A 17314-nucleotide genomic window follows, 5' to 3' on the forward strand; every position below is an offset into this window, starting at 1 on the left:
CCTCAATCTCAGTTTATTACCTACACAAAAAAGCCCGGTACTTAAAATAAGTACCGGGCTTTCAAATAGTCTAACTAGACGGGGCTAATTTACGCGTCGTATGGGTTGCGTAAAACAATCGTCTCGTTACGATCAGGGCCGGTAGAAACGATATCTACGGGAACACCAGTAATATGCTCAAGGCGCTGAATATAATTTTTAGCAGCTTGTGGTAAGCCTTCAAACGTCGTTACACCGTACGTGTTGTCGCTCCAACCTGGCATTTCTTCATACACTGGGGTCACTTTATCGTAACCGTCAGCCGCCATAGGAGGAACATCTTTCACGTTACCGTCTGCATCTTTATAACCGATACAAATTTGTAGAGACTCTAAGCCATCAAGTACATCTAATTTGGTTAAGCAAAAACCGGTAATCGAGTTAATCTGTACGGCACGTTTCATTGCTACAGCATCAAACCAACCAGTACGGCGTTTACGGCCTGTAGTTGCACCAAACTCGTGACCTTTAACGCCTAAATGATTACCCACTTCGCAATCAAGCTCAGTAGGGAATGGGCCAGAACCTACACGTGTTGTGTACGCTTTAACAATACCCAATACATAATCTAGCTTTAACGGGCCAAAACCAGCGCCGGTGGCTACGCCGCCAACTGTGGTATTAGAAGATGTTACATAAGGATACGTACCGTGATCGATATCAAGCAATGTACCTTGCGCACCTTCGAACATAATTGGCAAACCCGCTTTATGGGCTTTATCTAGTTCGTCAGTTACATCAACCACCATCGCTTTAAGAATATCAGCAACGGCCAGGGCACCTTTTAAGGTTTCATCGAAATCGACGGCTTCTTCACCATAGTATTTAGTCAATGTGAAGTTGTGTACATCAAGTACTTCTTTGAGCTTAGCCGCAAAGTCTTCTGCATTGAATAAATCGCCTACGCGTAAACCACGGCGAGCCACTTTATCTTCGTAAGCGGGTCCAATACCACGACCGGTAGTACCAATCGCTTTAGCACCACGGGCTTTTTCACGCGCTACATCTAAAGCAATGTGATAAGGAAGAATAAGCGGGCATGCTTCACTGATTTTCAGTCGCTCACGTACCGGAACGCCACGCTCTTCAAGCATAGTCATTTCAGTCATTAATGCGTCTGGGCTAAGTACTACGCCGTTACCAATAATACAGGTAACGTTGTCACGCAGGATGCCTGATGGGATTAAGTGAAGAACGGTCTTTTCACCGTCAATTACTAGAGTATGACCTGCATTGTGACCGCCTTGATAGCGAACCACATATTTTGCTCGATCAGTAAGTAGATCTACTACTTTGCCTTTACCCTCGTCACCCCATTGAGTGCCGAGTACCACAACGTTCTTTGCCATGAATCATATTGTGTAAGAAAATTAGGCGGGGATTCTATCAAAATTTTATACCCTTTATCATCTGTTTTATGCGCAAAAATGCGCCAGTTATTGGAAATTCATGGTCAAGTTCAGTCTGTAACTCGCTAAGCATTTGTATACCCTAGCTATTTTTAGTTACGCATTTAGACTTATTGTGACAAGTAAAAAAGACAAACCACACCGATGACAACTAAAACACCACCGGTTTGACGCAACTGATTGGTCTGCATCTGACTTATTTGCAATAAGTATAAGCGCCAGCGCGTAGGGAATAACAAAGGGCCTATGCCTTCTACAATAAGCACTATTGCTAGCGCGGGCCAAAGCCAGTCCATTTTATACCTCACTGTTTTATCTAAATTATTTTCGTATATCTGCGCCATATATTTTAAAGTCTAGTAGCAGCTAGTGGCGCTTAAAGTAATCACGTAAGCATAGTAATGGCTCATTAGGGATTAACACACAGATAAATACCCTATTTTGTTAACCTAATGGTTATTCGAGCATTTTATATTCAACCTACTGAAATTTTTAACTTTTTTTAACCCAAAATAGTGCAAAAAATCTATCATCTGCTATACGTAGAGTATTGCACTTAATCACACGGAAACAAATTCATGCGTTTTCCCAAATATGGAAATTATGCGTTAGATGTCTCTGGGAATGTATTGGAAGTGTTTGCTACGGGTGCGTGGAATTTAAAAACCGCAGAAGCCTTTACTGAAGAAATGCATGACCTAGTGAGCAGGTTCGATGACAAACCTTGGGCAGCTTTGCTAGATGGCCGAAGGTGGGTGTTATCGACACCAGATACACAACAAATCATCGTTGACGCTATAAAATTTAGCATTACTAAAGGGCTAAAACGCTCTGCCTATGTGTTAGATACAGGCATGGTTAAGCGGGCGCAATTAGAATATACCCACCCAGCCAAAGAGCGCTCGTTTGATTTAAACGGTTATGAAAGAAACTACTTTCAACATTATTTTGCAGCGCTTAATTGGCTAGACAAGGAAGGCTTTTCACCTATAGCGAAAACGTAAGGGCGTATCAGTGCCCTTAAATTTAATTGCTAGTACAACAAGCTATACACTTTACGTCGATACTCAGATTTAAGCGCATCACCATCGGTTAACGCATTAATCATATCCAGCATGATTTTACGTGCATCCCCAAACCCTAGCTCTTTTTTAAGTACGCTGAGTAGCAAGGATAACGCTTCTTCCGATTTATTGGCTTGGTGTAGTTGCACAGCCAAATCTACTTTGAGTTGTAAATCATCGGGGTTAGCCGCTACCGACGCCTGCAATTGGCGAATTTCAGGTGTATCGGCTGCCTGTTCAGCAAGCTCTATTTTACCGTTAAGGGTATTATAGCGCGCATCTTGTTCGACTAACTTTATCTCTTCTAACAAGGCTTTAGCCTGTGTTAGCGACCCAGTCTCAATGTAGCAATCAATGACCATATATTTGGCATTGATATTATCAGGGCTCATCTCTAAGACTTGCTTCGCATTCGATAAGCCTTCTACGTAATCGCCTCTTTGAATGGCTTGTCCTGCTGCTGCAAGAAAATCATCTTCAGGATTAGGCAGGTACTTGGCTAGCATCTCACGAATTTGTGCTTCAGGTTGCACGCCCGCAAAGCCATCTACAGGTTGGCCGTTTTGAACCACCATTACAGTAGGCAAACTACGAATGCCAAATTGACGTGCAACTTCTTGCTGCGTTTCACAATCTACTTTGGCAAGAATAAGGTGCTGTGCATACTCTCCTGCTATCTTTTCTAAGATAGGCAGTAGATCTTTACATGGCTCACACCAGTCTGCCCAAAAATCAATAAGCACCAGCTTTTCTTGTGATGCTTCTAAGATAACTTGCTGAAAATTCTCAACAGTAATATCAACGATAGTTGCCGCATTGTTCGCAACAAGATTGTCCATAAAGTGGGCCTTTTAAAACATTTATTTTCTGACAATGAATATGGGGTAACTCATAGCAAAAAACAACCGCTACAAAAAATCGGCAACAATGTCGGATTCACGACATACTTACCTTCGCTCGCGTGTTAATTTGTTGTTAATTTACGCATGACGACACTCACTGGAGGGCTACGCCATGGCTACCGAGTCAAACGTTCAAACTCAATTTCAATCTTTTAGCGAGTTTTACCCTTATTATCTTGCGGAACATGCCAATCTAACCTGCAGAAAATTACACTTTATTGGTTCATGGTTAGTGTTAGGTGTCATCGCCAGTAGCATATTGACGGGCAACTTAGCCTTGTTATGGCTGATCCCAGTAGTAGGCTACGGCTTTGCGTGGGTGGGACATTTCTTTTATGAGAAAAATAGACCTGCGACTTTTCGCCACCCGCTCTATAGCTTACTGGGTGACTGGGTGATGTTTAAGGACATCTTAATAGGTAAAGTCAGTATTAGGGCTTAAACCCTATCAACGTTAATAACTTGTCGGGTTAAAAGAAACAAAAAAAGCCAGACGCCCCCTGTGAAGTAACCCCAGTGAAGTGTCCCGCAGTACGCTGGCTTTTTGAATTTTAAAATCTAGTCGATTTCAACACACTAGAAATAAGGCTGTTCCAACCATTTACTTGGCGGGGGTAAGTTTCAACACTTTACCGTTGGTGGCATCGGTTAGCAGATAAATAGCGCCGTTAGGCCCCACTTCTACATCACGAATACGGGCTTGGTTATCACGCACATATTCATGCTGCTCCCCTGGCTTACCGCCATCCATTTCGATACGTCGTAAATGAGTGAACTTTAACGAGCCTACCAACAAATCTCCGTTCCACTGTGGAAACAAATCACCTTGGTAGAACGCCATACCGCTAGGGGCAATAGAAGGATCCCAGTAAAGTACTGGCTGCTCCATACCATCCATGTGGGTTTTATCACTGATAATGTCGCCGCTGTAATCAATACCATAGGTAATGATAGGCCAACCGTAGTTAGCACCTTTAGACAGCAAGTTAACTTCATCACCGCCTTTTGGCCCGTGCTCCATTGCCCACACTTCACCGGTTTCTGGGTGAATGGTAATGCCTTGAACATTTCGGTGGCCGTAGCTGTAGATTTCAGGAGCTTTACCGTCAGCAAAAGGATTATCGCTAGGCACACTGCCATCGCGGTTAATGCGCACAATAGTACCGAAATGGTTATCGGTATTTTGTGCTTCCTTCATGTATTTATAACGGTCACCCAAAGTGATAAACAGTTGTTTGTTGGCATCAAACGCTAAGCGACAACCAAAGTGAAAGCCGTTATCAATTAGTGGCGCGGCACTAAAAATAGTTTCCACATTTGCCAGCGCGTTACCGTTTAGCGTGGCTTTAGCAACGCTACTGCTGCTTCCACCTTCACCAGGTTGGCTGAAACAAAAATAAACCTTGTTGTTAGTTTCAAATTCAGGATCGATAGTAATATCTAACATACCACCCTGATTGTTCGCTTCTACCTTAGGCACATTTGACAAGCGTGGCGATAGTTTACCAGATTGACTTAGGCGCCTAATGCCGCCCTCACGTTCGGTAACCAACATGTCGCCATTAGGTAGGAAGGTCATTCCCCAAGGGTGAACTAACCCTTGTGCTAATTCAGTAACAACAAGATTTTCATTTGTGGGAGTTTTAGCGTCTGCTTGTTGCGAAAACGCTGGCTGAGTTGCCCCAGCCAGCGTTAATGTACAAACAGACAACACATTTATTATAGTGCGTGTCATAATTTTTCCGCCGTGAAGTATATTCCGGCTTATTTTGCCAACATTGCGCGAAGCATCCAAGCAGACTTTTCGTGAACACGCATACGATCGCCTATTAGTGCTGCAGAAGACTCATCGTCCGCGTCTTGCGCTAACTTAAGTGAATCACGTGATGTTTTAACCACTTGCTCATGACCGTGAGTCAGCAATGCCACCATTTCTGATGCTTCAGGTACACCTTCTACTTCATCAATTGCGCTTAGTTCAGCAAACGACTTGTACGTACCCGGAGCAGCAACACCTAATGTACGAATACGTTCTGCGATTTCATCTACAGCTTCTGCAAGCTCTGTGTATTGCTCTTCAAACATCAAATGTAGTTGTCTAAACTGTGGACCTTCTACATTCCAATGGAAGTTATGGGTTTGTAGGTAAAGCGTGTAAGAATCTGCTAATAGTTTTTTAAGGCCTTCAGCCACTGCATTACGATCTTCTTCTGAAATGCCGATATCAATCTTGCTCATATCTCTCTCCTTGGGTTAGCAACTAATTCACTAATTTAGAATGGGGAATACCATTTAAATCTTACCTTAATGATACTCTAAGAATATTGATTTGGATTATAATTTTAACGATTGTAGACATCTAGTTTGACGATTTACTTCAATGATGGTGCTGATGGCCGGCTTCTTTACCCATTCCTTTAACCGGTAATTCTACGGTGTAATCAGCGGCGTTATCGAAAGACAAGGTCAATGACACACTACTTCCTTCAATTAGCCCTTTTTCTAATCCCAACAACATCACGTGATAACCGCCAGGCGCAAAGGAAAGCGACTCATTTGGCGCAATGTCTATACCTTCTTTTACTTCTCGCATACGCATCATGTTATCGCTCATTTCGGTAGTGTGAATTTGCGCGTCCTTGGCAATATCACCGCTCACCTTTACACCCGTTAATTTAGCCGAAGTGTCGCTTTCATTATGCAAAGTGAAGTAAAGGGCTGCAGATTGTGCCATGGGGAACGTGGCGCGAGCGTAACCGTCGCTAATAGAAATAGGGTGCGTAGCTTGAACGCTGCACGCGGTCAGCGCAAACATAAACAAGGCAAGTAACTTAAAGGATAATGAGTGAGTATTAGGTGTCATACCGCCGCTTCCAAAATAAAAACTGGCTGCTAGTGTACGGTAGGTTTATTTAATAAAGAAGAAAATATAGAAAATCTGGAAATGTATCCCGAAAGGGAAAAACGATAACGAGGAAGTTAACTTAGAAAGCACTAGATAAAAAAGCGGTGTGAAGGCTTTAGTGTGAAAGAATGGTGCCGACTGCCGGAATCGAACTGGCGACCTACTGATTACAAGTCAGTTGCTCTACCAACTGAGCTAAGTCGGCACACTTTTCACACCCGCTGGGTTAACAGCGGATGCGTATAATAGCCACAATTAAAAGGTTGTCAACCTTTTAAACGTTTTGCCTCGCCAATCAGTTTCGGAAAGTACTCTAACGGCAAATATTGACTCAAATCGTGTAATTTTTCGCCCAGTTTTGGGTAGCTGTCAGTGGTGACATTGATATGACCCATCTTGCGCTTTTCACGCACCGATTTTCCATACCAATGCAAATGACTGCCATCAATACTCAAAAGTTCTCTTGAAAAACTACTGCAGCCAATAATATTTATCATTGCGCTTGGACCAATAGCCGATGTATCACCTAAAGGTAAACCACAAATTGCGCGAAGATGATTTTCAAATTGGCTGGTTACTGCACCCGATTGACTCCAATGACCAGAATTATGCACTCTAGGCGCAAGTTCATTAACTAAGAGTTCATCACCACATTGAAACAATTCAACCGCTAACACGCCGACATAGTCCATGCCTTCAGCCAGTTTCACAAAAATATCGTGAGCTTTTGCTTGAAGCACATCGTCAACATGGGTAGCTGGGGCAACCGACACATGAAGTTGGCCTTGATAATGTAAGTTTTCAGCAAGCGGGTATGTACGCACATCACCTTGCTTATTACGTACGCCAATTAAAGAAAGCTCACGCTCAAAAGGCACCATCTTCTCTACTACAAGTGGCACTTTCTCTAAATTTAAAGTCGCTAAGGCTCGTTTAAGCTCTGGTAGCTCATCTTTATTGGCTAATCGCCACTGACCATAGCCATCGTAGCCATCACGACTGGATTTTAGAATAAGCTTCTCACCCAACGCTTCAATGCATTCATCAAGCTGGTCTAGATGGGTAACGATTCGATGCGCACTGTTAGCAACCTTCATGCCCTCAAGCAATGCTTTCTCTCGCACTCTATCAGCGCCAACCAAAATACTTTCAATACTGGGCATTAACTTGCCCGTCTTGGTGGCTTCTTCTAGTAAGTGCTCAGGCACATGCTCAAATTCTACCGTAAGTGCATCAGCACCTTCTAAGGCTTGATCTAAAGAAGTGTCGAGGGGGGTTTTACTTACTGGGTGCACGACAGTATCGTTGTTTACGTCGACAGCCTGCACTTCAATGCCAAGCGGACTGCCCGCCAAATACATCATTTGCGCCAATTGGCCTGCACCGTAAACGACTACTCTCATTCGTCAAGCTCCAAAGTGTTGCTTGAAGCCAACACCGTCTCAGTTTGCTGCTTTCGAAAGGCAATAACCGCATCGCGCACGTTAGTATCTTGCAGTGCCACCACTTGCGCCGCGAGCAAGCCTGCATTGGCTGCACCCGCTTCACCGATGGCTAATGTGCCAACCGCAACGCCTTTTGGCATTTGTACAATTGATAACAGGGAATCAAGACCGCTTAATGCTTTAGATTTTACTGGGCAACCGAATACTGGCAAGTGCGTGTGCGCAGCAATCATTCCCGGTAAGTGCGCTGCACCACCTGCACCAGCAATAATGGCACTAAAGCCTTCGTCTGCTGCGCCTTCGGCAAATTCAACTAATAAGTTTGGCGTTCTGTGTGCTGACACCACTTTTGCGTCGAATTCAACACCAAACGACTTCAGCATTTTTGCTGCTTGTTGCATGGTAGGCCAGTCTGAGGTTGAGCCCATAACTATTGCGACTTTTGCCATCTAGAAATCCTCTGAGATAGGTAAATTGGATAACCGGAAAAGCCCGCGATTGTAGCCTAAATCGCCAACAAATCCCACATATTAGCCGCAAGTGATCTAGCAAGGCCTTCATTTTCGTAAAACCTCTATATAATTACAAATGGTTAATCCTTCCAGTGCCACTTGGTATTCTTTATGACTACCTCTTTTCACTCGGCTGGTTGTAGGCCTTCATAAGGCTAAGGTAAACGGAGGTATCGATAATGTCGAAAGCGCATCAAACAGACGTAATTGATGAAGTGATTGAAGAAGTGCAAGACGTAGTATCAGATTTTCTTAATCGGGAAGCTGCCCCTGGCATTTTACTGATGATTGCTACTGTACTGGCGCTTATCATTGCCAACTCCCCTCTTGATCACCTCTACGACCAATTAATTAGCCTTCCAGTACAAATTTCAGCAGGTACGTGGGCAATTGATAAACCCTTATTGTTATGGATTAACGATGGCTTTATGGCCGTTTTCTTCTTTCATGTTGGGTTAGAGCTAAAGCGTGAAATATGCGAAGGCGAGCTATCTAACCCCAAAGACATTGTTTTACCTGCCACCGCTGCAATTGGCGGCATGCTGTTACCGGCCCTCATTTACGTAGGCATTAACTGGGACAACCCTGTGGCAATTGCCGGTTGGGCAATTCCAGCGGCAACCGATATAGCTTTTGCGTTAGGTATTTTGGCGTTATTAGGAAGCCGAGTACCCACTAGCCTTAAGATTTTCTTAGTCACCTTGGCCATTATTGATGATATTGGCGCTATTGTAATAATTGCGCTTTTCTATACCAACCACATTACGATGGGCGCCCTGTTGGTGGCAGCGGCGTGCTTACTGTTGTTGTGGCAAATGAACAGGCGCAATGTGGTGGATATTCCTGCTTATATGATGGTGGGCATTATTTTATGGGTGGCCATGCTTAAATCTGGGGTGCATGCCACGTTGGCAGGCGTGATATTAGCGGCCTTTATTCCTATGCGAGACAGTAAGGATGAAACCTATTCACCGGTTACGCGCTTAGAGCGTAGCTTAAATAGCACGGTGAGCTTCGCCATTTTACCTCTGTTTGCTTTCGCTAATGCAGGGATAAGCTTCGGTAATATTAGCCCCGAGGGTATTTTTCACCCTGTCACCTTTGGCATATTTTTAGGCTTAGTTCTCGGGAAGCAGGTTGGCGTATTTGGCTTTTGTTATTTGATGATTAAGCTCAAACTTGCAACCTTGCCTGATGATCTTAACTTAAAACATATTTACGGTTGTGCACTGCTGTGTGGTGTGGGCTTTACCATGAGCTTGTTTATTGGTGGTTTAGCTTTTGAAGAAACGGGTATTAATCAGATTTTTGACGAGCGAGTAGGTATTTTGGCCGGCTCCGTTGTATCGGCAACCTTGGGTTACATCGTATTGTATATGGTAGGCTACAAACCGGTTAACAACAAAGGCAAAGTTGCCTCAAACGCGAGCAAGTTCACGGGCAATACTGTCGATTAACACCTGCTTTCTAATTGGTTTACTTAAATGTGCATTCATACCGGCGGCTAGACATGCCGCCTTATCATCTGCATAAGCATTTGCTGTTAATGCAATAATGATGACCTTGTCTTTATTTTTAGCTTGTTGGCGAATGTGTTTCGAGGCTGTAAGCCCGTCCATGACGGGCATTTGGTAATCCATCAAAATAACATCAAACGCATGACGAGTTGCGGCTTCTATCGCTTCCATACCATTTTTAGCCCTAAAGCGTTTAACGCCAACAGAGCCAAGCATATCCATTACAATATCGGCATTTACATCGTTGTCTTCAGCAAGCAATACGCGTAACGTACTTGGTAAAGACTGGTCTTTTACATTGGATGAAGCTGCTTGCGTATCGCCTTTCTCACACGGAAAACTAAAACAAAAGGTGGTTCCTGTACCTTCATTACTGTCTACTGAAATACTACCACCAAGTAGCTCTACTAACCCTTTGGTAATAGCTAAGCCCAATCCAGTCCCACCATAGTCACGGGTTATCGAGGCATCTGCCTGTTCAAATTGATCGAATATACTCTCTATTTTTTCCGCTGGTATGCCAATGCCTGAATCAGTAACCGAACAAGAGAGCTTGCCGTCTGTGTACTTGGCCTCAATTAAAATGACGCCTTGGTGAGTAAACTTAATCGCATTACTGACTAAGTTATTAATGATTTGACTTAGCTTGCCCCCGTCGGTAATAACCGCTTTTGGCACATTTTCATCAATTTTAACATTAATCGAAATTCCCTTCTTACTTGTACTTCGCTCGTATAGCACACTACATGCATCGATGGTTTGCCTAACGGAGACACTACGCTTATCTAGCAACATTTTACCAGATTCAATTTTCGACCAATCTAAAATGCTATCAAGGATCATTAATAGGTGGCTGGCAGAGGTGGATATTGTTTCCGTTCTATGGCGTGCCCCGTCAGGTAGGGGTAACTCCATCATTAATTCACACGATCCAATTATGCCATTCATTGGGGTTCGTATTTCATGGCTCATATTGGCTAAAAACTGGGTTTTGGCTACACTCGCCGCTTTTGCTTCATCAAGCGCCGTAGCCAAGTGTCGCGTTTTCTCTTCTATCTTATTTTCTAAGCTATGGTTGAAATCAGCAAGCTCTACATTTAACGCTTGTTCTTTAGACCGGGCAAATTCAAGGGCTTTAAACGCGTCAACTAAGCGCCCTTCTAAGCTGCTGAACTCATCATTAAGTGAAGCGAGCTCCTGTATATGCAATGTACTCCCCGCCAAGGTCGGCTCTCTACGCACTTCTGAAGGGGTGAAATTAGCGATATAACGTATTAGCCTACGAATGGGAGACTCAATCATTCGTGCCACCACAGAGCCCATAAACGTGCCAAATACAGACAAGACAAGTAACAACAATAAATCAGTCAACAAATACTCACTCATTACTGACAACAAACGTCGATAATCGTAGTAATAGCTAACGTGCCAATTTGCGGTAGGCAGCTGACCTTCTAGCCTCAGCCATTGCTTGTTAAGCGGCCCGTCTTCAATTTTTATATCGCACTCACCATCGCATAAATACGTAGGCGCTTTGTTCAGTGGTTTTAAGCCTAACGCTTCTGACGCGTAAATAACCTCACCTTTAGCATCTTCGAGTAAAAGCGAAAATCCATCGAGGTTAAGGGCATCTACTGTAGAGAAGCTTCGAAGGGATAATGAGCCCTCCACGATACCAATAGGCACGCCATATTCATTAATAATAGGTGAAGACATGGCAACAATGGCATCGTTTCCAAAGCCTTTGCCTTGGAAAACATCGGAAAGGTACGGCCCGCCCGTTTCCATTGCCTGATAAAAATAAGGACGGTAAGCCACATTGGCAGCCCCAACGGCCTGCGCTTTATTTAGCAGCCCGGGTGGATAAGAGTGGGTGATATTTCCATTTTCGTCGGCCACTAAAAATGTGATGAATTCCGGGTAGTGCGCAGCTAAAACTGACAGCTGATTGCTGCTAGCCTCTTCCAATTTCTCAATGGCATAGGGCGTGGATAGTGATTGCGAGGCAACAGCTATCGCTTTTTGGTGCTGCCCAATAAAATCGGACAACTGTTGTTCTAATACCGCAACACGTTGATGCATGTAGCGAACAATTTGCGCTTCTTGATCGTCTTGATAAAGCGCTACAGATAAATACACCACCGCCATGGAAGCAGCAAAAAAACAACCTGAGAAAAAATAACTGAACAGAAAATGCAGTGAGACTTTTTCCTGCGAGCCCGTATTGGTGTGTTTAAGCCCTTTATTCGCTAGAAAGACAAAGTGCCCAGAAATAAGCCCAAACACGCCGCTTACCCACGTAACAAGCACCCCAGAAAACATCATTGTAGGCTGGTCGGCTTCGTAAAGTGCGTGCTCTAACAATAGAATGGGTAGGAAAATAAGCGACCAAAACCCAGCACCAACTTTAATTACTCGGCTCAGGGATTTTTTATACCCAAATAAGCTTACTACGATAGGCAGTAAAGACAGGCTTTCTTTACCCACGATACTGCCATGAGTAAGCCATAAAGGGACGCAAATAATTAACGCTATAGGAATGGCGACGAAAGGGGGGAACCGTAGTGCCGCGTATACACCAACTCCTACACCGAATACAGCGATACCGCTGCTATCAAATGGCGCAGGTACTGCATTTAAAGCACTACCTACAACCACTACAAATAACAGGTGTAATACCAGAGCTAAAGACCACCGATGTTTATCGTACAACAACGCCCCCCTCTGGCATCACCATGATTAATGTTGCGCCATGTAATCTAACGTAAAGTTAGTCAGTAGTTTCACACCTAATTTCATACCCGAATCGTCTACGTAAAATTCAGGAGTATGGTGAGCAGGGCTATCTTGCTCGGAAACATCCAGCGGCTTACCACCGACCCAAACGTACAAACCAGGTACTTTTTCTTGGAAAAAGGAAAAGTCTTCCGCACCGGTAACCGGCTTTGAAACGATGGCATTTTCAGCCCCTGCGGTACGTTGCATGGTTGGAACCATGGCTTGCGTAAGCGCGGGGTCGTTATAAGTAATGGGATAGTAGTAATCTAAAGGAAGCGTTAGCTCGGCTTTGGCGCCCATGCTCTCGGCGATAGCATTCACTTTACGCGGAAGCGACTCGTAAATATGTTCACGGGCTGCTTTATTAAGTGTACGAATGGTGCCTACCATCTCTACTTCGTTGGGAATAATGTTAGAGCGATTTCCGCCGTGAATTGAACCAATAGATACCACTGCGGCATCATCAATAAGCTTAAGCTCACGACTTACAATAGTTTGGATAGACATGATCATTTGTGCCGCTGTTACCACTGGGTCGACACTTTTCCAAGGGTATGCGCCATGGGCTTGCTTACCGTGAATAACAATTTTAAACGGATCTACCGCAGCCATGGTTCCACCCGAGTTATATCGCACAGTACCTACATCAGTGTTCGAACTAATGTGTAACCCGAAGATAACGTCTACATCAGGGTTTTTAAGTACCCCTTCTTTGACCATGACTTCAGCACCACCGGTCTCACCAGCAGGTGCACCTTCTTCAGCCGGTTGAAAGATGAACTTCACTTTACCTTTAAGTTCGCCTTTAATGCTGGTCAGTATTTTTGCCGCCCCCATTAACATGGCCATGTGCGTATCGTGTCCACACGCATGCATAACAGGCACTTCTTGTCCGTTGTATTCACCAATTTGGGTAGAGCGGTAGGATAAATCACCCTGCTCTTTAACCGGTAAACCGTCCATATCTGCACGAAGCGCTACCACGGGGCCTGGTTTTCCGCTATCGAGTATCGCAACTACACCCGTGCTGGCTACGCCAGTTTCAACTTCTAGGCCTAGCGATGCTAGGTAGTCTGCGACGTATTTTGCGGTGTTGAATTCACGATTAGAAAGTTCAGGGAATTCGTGAAAGTGGTGGCGCCATTCAATAACGTCTGGCTCTACTTCACTAGCCAATGCATCAACATCAACTTGTGCAAAGGCAAAAGTGGCACAACTTGCCATAGCGAGCGAGATTAACTTTCGATACATAACATCTATTCCGTTGTAGAGTAAAACGCCAGAATAAACTATCTGGTAGCTAAAAAATACGAGTACCAATTGCGGTGTGACTTTCAAAAATAACCTATTCAAAGGCCAGTGAAAATTAGACAGAAGTATAATAAGAATTATTTCGATTAAGTGGGTAGTAAAATTCGGGCACAAAAAAAGCGCCCTAAGGCGCTTTTTCGATAAAAACGTTTTAGCTCTTTTGACGCTTCATGGCGTTGAAGAACTCATCGTTAGTCTTAGTCATAGCGAGCTTATTAATAAGGAACTCTATGGCATCAATCTCTGACATCTCGTGCACAATTTTACGTAAGATCCACATTTTTTGTAGTTCTTCTTGTGACGTTAATAGCTCTTCACGACGGGTGCCTGAACGGTTGAAGTCGATAGCTGGGAATACACGTTTTTCCGCAATTTTGCGATGCAAGTGCAATTCCATGTTACCGGTACCTTTAAACTCTTCATAGATAACTTCATCCATTTTAGAGCCAGTATCGATAAGCGCTGTAGCAATAATCGTTAAGCTACCACCTTCTTCAACGTTACGTGCAGCACCAAAGAAACGCTTAGGTTTATGCAGTGCGTTGGCATCAACACCACCGGTAAGTACTTTACCTGATGATGGGATAACCGTGTTGTAAGCACGTGCTAAACGAGTAATTGAATCAAGTAAGATAACTACATCTTTCTTGTGCTCAACTAAGCGTTTCGCTTTTTCGATAACCATTTCAGCTACCTGAACGTGACGGCTTGCAGGTTCATCGAACGTTGAAGCGACCACTTCACCTTGTACCAGGCGATGCATTTCTGTTACTTCTTCTGGACGTTCGTCGATAAGCAATACCATCAATTCAGCTTCAGGGTGATTCGCTGCAATAGATTGCGCGATATTCTGAAGTAAAAGGGTTTTACCTGCTTTCGGTGGTGCAACGATAAGACCACGTTGCCCTTTACCAATTGGTGAGGCTAGGTCTAATACACGCGCCGTAATATCTTCTGTTGAACCATTACCACGTTCCATACGCATACGTGATGCAGCATGTAGAGGAGTAAGGTTTTCAAAAAGGATTTTATTACGGGAGTTTTCAGGCTTGTCGAAGTTTACTTCGCGGATTTTTAACAGGGCAAAATATCGCTCACTGTCTTTTGGCGGGCGGATTTTACCAGAAATGGTATCGCCCGTTCGCAAGTTAAATCGGCGAATTTGGCTTGGTGATACGTAAATATCATCAGGCCCTGCTAAATATGAAGAGTCTGCTGAACGCAAGAAACCAAAACCGTCCTGTAAAATTTCCAGAACCCCGTCACCGAAAATATCTTCGCCGCCTTTAGCATGCGATTTCAGTATCGAGAATATGATGTCTTGTTTTCTAGCGCGAGCCATGTTTTCCAGGCCCATTTCTTCGGACATGGCGACTAATTCGCTAATCGGTTTGTTCTTTAATTCTGTTAAATTCATACTGGTGGGTCTTTGTGCTTGGGGTTTGCTTACAGGACTGGTAGTCACTCTGTTCTAATTTTTGATTTGATTATGCCTGAATAGAGGCTAAGCAGAATGCTGCTCGGGTGAGCGCTTAAGAAAAGTTAGCACTAAAATTAATCAACGTCCAGCGTTTTACTCGCCAATTGTTAAATAACTTGTATTCACGCTGTTATAGGCGTTGCCACTGCTTATTTTCATGGGTAAATAAAAAACCGGTAGCTAAAACCACCGGTTTTTTCTGTACTGCTATCTTTCTAAAGGTTTTCGTTTAAGAACTCAGCTAGCTGAGTTTTAGATAACGCACCCACTTTCGTTGCTGCTACGTTACCGTTTTTGAAAAGTAGTAATGTAGGAATACCACGAATACCATATTTAGGTGGAGTTTCGTTATTTTCATCGACATTCAACTTGCCAACTGTTAACTTGCCTTCAAACTCGTTCGCAACTTCTTCTAAGATTGGCGCGATCATTTTACAGGGGCCACACCACTCGGCCCAAAAGTCAACCAGTACAGGACCTTCAGCATTGATAACATCTGCTTCGAATTTATCGTCAGATAACTGGATAATTTTGTCGCTCATTCTTTTCTCCATTTTTGGTCGGTCGCTGATTTGTTTCAGCTCTACCATAAGTGTTATATAGAAACCGTTTTTAATGCAAGCACTGATAAGCTATAAGCTATGCCTACTCACTTAACTGATACTCATTTTTCCGACCTGCCGATTAATAGCAAGGTTGTTGACGCCTTAACGGCGGCAAATTTCAATAATTGTACACCAATACAGGCGTTATCTCTGCCTCCGTTACTTGAAGGCTTAGATATTGCCGGACAAGCTCAAACGGGTACAGGTAAAACTATTGCCTTCTTGGTTGCTACTTTTCATTATTTGCTAAGCAAAGCAGATAATGACGAGAACAGCAAATCAAAAGGCCCTCGAGCCATAATAATGGCACCAACGAGGGAGTTAGCCGTTCAGATTTTCAACGATGCCAAACTGCTCAGTGAGCATACCGGTTTATCGCTTGGATTGATTTATGGGGGCGAAGGTTACCAAAGTCAACGGGAAACCCTAGAAGAAGGGGTAGATATCATTATTGGTACGACAGGACGCATTCTGGATTATTACAAACAGAACGTGTTTACCTTGAATAATATTCAAGTTGCCGTACTTGATGAAGCCGATCGCATGTTCGATTTAGGCTTTATTAAAGATATTCGCTTTTTGTTCCGTCGCTTGCCGCCTGCTACTGAACGTCTAAGTATGCTGTTTTCAGCTACACTTAGTTATCGCGTTCAAGAACTCGCTTACGAACACATGAACAACCCGACTCACGTTCAAGTTGCGCCAGAGCAAACAACGGCGACTCGGGTATCGCAAGAGCTGTTCTATCCTTCTGATGATGACAAGATGCTACTGCTTCTTTCATTATTTGAAGAAGAATGGCCAGATAAGGCCATTGTGTTTGCTAATACCAAATACAGCTGTGAGCGCGTGACCGACTGGCTTACTGCCGATGGTCATCGTGTGGGCTTGTTAAGCGGTGATGTACCACAGAAAAAACGCTTGGGTATATTGGAAGACTTTACCAAAGGTAAGCTAGATATTTTAGTGGCTACGGATGTTGCCGCACGTGGCTTACATATTGATTCTGTCACCCATGTGTTTAACTACGATTTACCTGATGATGCAGAAGACTATGTTCACCGTATTGGTCGAACCGGTCGTGCTGGTCAAAGCGGTATTGCGATTAGTTTTGCATGTGAAAAATATGCATTGAATTTACCTGCTATTGAGCAGTATATTCAACACGCAATCCCTGTGACTGACTACGATGCTAGTGCCTTACTTGATGACGTGAATGCGCCTAAAGCTAGACGCAGACGCACGCCAAACACGAGAAACTCGTCTCGACGTGGTAATGGTAAAGGTCGTGGTAACAGCGGTGGCAATAGAGGTAAACCGTCTAATCGCGGAAACAGTAACTAACAT

General features: G+C 43.8%; 16 protein-coding genes and 1 tRNA gene. 4 read left to right on the top strand and 13 right to left on the bottom strand.

What is annotated here, in order from left to right:
• Positions 1-89 precede the first annotated feature (89 nt).
• The gene (locus J8L84_RS00185) at positions 90-1388 is read right to left on the bottom strand and encodes an adenylosuccinate synthase (protein ID WP_211068929.1); all 1299 of its coding nucleotides are present in this window, start codon (positions 1386-1388) and stop codon (positions 90-92) included.
• A 170-nt stretch (positions 1389-1558) separates the two neighbouring features.
• Positions 1559-1744, bottom strand: coding sequence for a DUF2065 domain-containing protein (locus J8L84_RS00190; RefSeq protein WP_057794241.1), 186 nt, complete (start codon positions 1742-1744; stop codon positions 1559-1561).
• Between the two features lie 282 nt (positions 1745-2026).
• On the opposite strand from J8L84_RS00190, the gene J8L84_RS00195 reads away from it, so the two are divergent.
• Entirely contained in the window at positions 2027-2452 is a 426-nt protein-coding gene (locus J8L84_RS00195) for a hypothetical protein (RefSeq protein ID WP_211068930.1), read from the top strand.
• 29 nt (positions 2453-2481) lie between these two features.
• On the opposite strand, the gene trxA (J8L84_RS00200) is transcribed toward J8L84_RS00195, so the two are convergent.
• Positions 2482-3351, bottom strand: a complete 870-nt coding sequence (trxA, locus tag J8L84_RS00200) for a thioredoxin (protein WP_211068931.1) — start codon at positions 3349-3351, stop codon at positions 2482-2484.
• Between the two features lie 175 nt (positions 3352-3526).
• Between trxA (J8L84_RS00200) and J8L84_RS00205 the strand changes: the two genes are divergently transcribed.
• On the top strand, positions 3527-3856 hold the full coding sequence (locus J8L84_RS00205) for a DUF962 domain-containing protein (protein ID WP_211068932.1): 330 nt from the start codon (positions 3527-3529) through the stop codon (positions 3854-3856).
• Positions 3857-4015: 159 nt separating this feature from the next.
• Here J8L84_RS00205 and J8L84_RS00210 read toward each other — a convergent pair whose 3' ends face one another.
• From J8L84_RS00210 to purE, 6 genes are all read right to left on the bottom strand, one after another.
• The gene (locus J8L84_RS00210; protein WP_211068933.1) at positions 4016-5149 is read right to left on the bottom strand and encodes a PQQ-dependent sugar dehydrogenase; all 1134 of its coding nucleotides are present in this window, start codon (positions 5147-5149) and stop codon (positions 4016-4018) included.
• Positions 5150-5178: 29 nt separating this feature from the next.
• On the bottom strand, positions 5179-5652 hold the full coding sequence (locus J8L84_RS00215; RefSeq protein ID WP_211068934.1) for a Dps family protein: 474 nt from the start codon (positions 5650-5652) through the stop codon (positions 5179-5181).
• A gap of 139 nt (positions 5653-5791) precedes the next feature.
• Positions 5792-6277: a copper chaperone PCu(A)C gene (locus tag J8L84_RS00220; RefSeq protein WP_211068935.1), complete on the bottom strand. Its 486-nt coding sequence runs from the start codon at positions 6275-6277 to the stop codon at positions 5792-5794.
• 171 nt (positions 6278-6448) lie between these two features.
• Positions 6449-6524 (bottom strand) — tRNA-Thr (locus J8L84_RS00225).
• A gap of 61 nt (positions 6525-6585) precedes the next feature.
• Positions 6586-7722 carry a 5-(carboxyamino)imidazole ribonucleotide synthase gene (locus J8L84_RS00230; protein WP_211068936.1) on the bottom strand — a complete coding sequence of 379 codons (1137 nt, stop codon included), beginning with the start codon at positions 7720-7722 and terminating at the stop codon, positions 6586-6588.
• The gene (purE, locus tag J8L84_RS00235) at positions 7719-8213 is read right to left on the bottom strand and encodes a 5-(carboxyamino)imidazole ribonucleotide mutase (protein ID WP_013785601.1); all 495 of its coding nucleotides are present in this window, start codon (positions 8211-8213) and stop codon (positions 7719-7721) included. Before purE ends, J8L84_RS00230 begins: the two co-directional genes overlap by 4 nt.
• A gap of 242 nt (positions 8214-8455) precedes the next feature.
• Here purE and nhaA point away from each other — a divergent pair, with 242 nt between their 5' ends.
• Positions 8456-9733 carry a Na+/H+ antiporter NhaA gene (nhaA, locus tag J8L84_RS00240; protein ID WP_211068937.1) on the top strand — a complete coding sequence of 426 codons (1278 nt, stop codon included), beginning with the start codon at positions 8456-8458 and terminating at the stop codon, positions 9731-9733.
• On the opposite strand, the gene J8L84_RS00245 is transcribed toward nhaA, so the two are convergent.
• From J8L84_RS00245 to trxA (J8L84_RS00260), 4 genes are all read right to left on the bottom strand, one after another.
• Positions 9695-12505 (bottom strand): ATP-binding protein, encoded by a 2811-nt coding sequence (locus J8L84_RS00245; protein ID WP_211068938.1) that lies wholly within the window; start codon positions 12503-12505, stop codon positions 9695-9697. The two genes, nhaA and J8L84_RS00245, sit on opposite strands and share 39 nt — an antisense overlap.
• 27 nt (positions 12506-12532) lie before the next feature.
• Positions 12533-13822: an amidohydrolase gene (locus J8L84_RS00250; RefSeq protein ID WP_211068939.1), complete on the bottom strand. Its 1290-nt coding sequence runs from the start codon at positions 13820-13822 to the stop codon at positions 12533-12535.
• 211 nt (positions 13823-14033) lie between these two features.
• On the bottom strand, positions 14034-15299 hold the full coding sequence (rho, locus tag J8L84_RS00255) for a transcription termination factor Rho (protein ID WP_211068940.1): 1266 nt from the start codon (positions 15297-15299) through the stop codon (positions 14034-14036).
• Positions 15300-15577: 278 nt separating this feature from the next.
• Positions 15578-15904: a thioredoxin TrxA gene (gene trxA / locus J8L84_RS00260; RefSeq protein WP_013785606.1), complete on the bottom strand. Its 327-nt coding sequence runs from the start codon at positions 15902-15904 to the stop codon at positions 15578-15580.
• 99 nt (positions 15905-16003) lie between these two features.
• Between trxA (J8L84_RS00260) and rhlB the strand changes: the two genes are divergently transcribed.
• A complete protein-coding gene (gene rhlB, locus J8L84_RS00265) occupies positions 16004-17311 on the top strand; it encodes an ATP-dependent RNA helicase RhlB (RefSeq protein ID WP_211068941.1) in 1308 nt (435 codons plus the stop codon).
• Positions 17312-17314 lie beyond the last annotated feature (3 nt).

Origin of the sequence: Alteromonas sp. MMG017 (genome assembly GCF_018100795.1) — a bacterium.
GTDB lineage: Bacteria > Pseudomonadota > Gammaproteobacteria > Enterobacterales > Alteromonadaceae > Alteromonas.

Bases quoted from the DNA above. Each gene is read 5' to 3' on its own strand.
- J8L84_RS00185 (WP_211068929.1), bottom strand. From the start codon at position 1,388: ATGGCAAAGAACGTTGTGGTACTCGGCACTCAATGGGGTGACGAGGGT.
- J8L84_RS00205 (WP_211068932.1), top strand. From the start codon at position 3,527: ATGGCTACCGAGTCAAACGTTCAAACTCAATTTCAATCTTTTAGCGAG.
- J8L84_RS00195 (WP_211068930.1), top strand. From the start codon at position 2,027: ATGCGTTTTCCCAAATATGGAAATTATGCGTTAGATGTCTCTGGGAAT.
- rho (WP_211068940.1), bottom strand. From the start codon at position 15,299: ATGAATTTAACAGAATTAAAGAACAAACCGATTAGCGAATTAGTCGCC.
- J8L84_RS00215 (WP_211068934.1), bottom strand. From the start codon at position 5,652: ATGAGCAAGATTGATATCGGCATTTCAGAAGAAGATCGTAATGCAGTG.
- purE (WP_013785601.1), bottom strand. From the start codon at position 8,213: ATGGCAAAAGTCGCAATAGTTATGGGCTCAACCTCAGACTGGCCTACC.
- J8L84_RS00210 (WP_211068933.1), bottom strand. From the start codon at position 5,149: ATGACACGCACTATAATAAATGTGTTGTCTGTTTGTACATTAACGCTG.
- J8L84_RS00250 (WP_211068939.1), bottom strand. From the start codon at position 13,822: ATGTATCGAAAGTTAATCTCGCTCGCTATGGCAAGTTGTGCCACTTTT.
- J8L84_RS00220 (WP_211068935.1), bottom strand. From the start codon at position 6,277: ATGACACCTAATACTCACTCATTATCCTTTAAGTTACTTGCCTTGTTT.
- trxA (WP_013785606.1), bottom strand. From the start codon at position 15,904: ATGAGCGACAAAATTATCCAGTTATCTGACGATAAATTCGAAGCAGAT.
- rhlB (WP_211068941.1), top strand. From the start codon at position 16,004: ATGCCTACTCACTTAACTGATACTCATTTTTCCGACCTGCCGATTAAT.
- J8L84_RS00230 (WP_211068936.1), bottom strand. From the start codon at position 7,722: ATGAGAGTAGTCGTTTACGGTGCAGGCCAATTGGCGCAAATGATGTAT.
- J8L84_RS00190 (WP_057794241.1), bottom strand. From the start codon at position 1,744: ATGGACTGGCTTTGGCCCGCGCTAGCAATAGTGCTTATTGTAGAAGGC.
- trxA (WP_211068931.1), bottom strand. From the start codon at position 3,351: ATGGACAATCTTGTTGCGAACAATGCGGCAACTATCGTTGATATTACT.
- nhaA (WP_211068937.1), top strand. From the start codon at position 8,456: ATGTCGAAAGCGCATCAAACAGACGTAATTGATGAAGTGATTGAAGAA.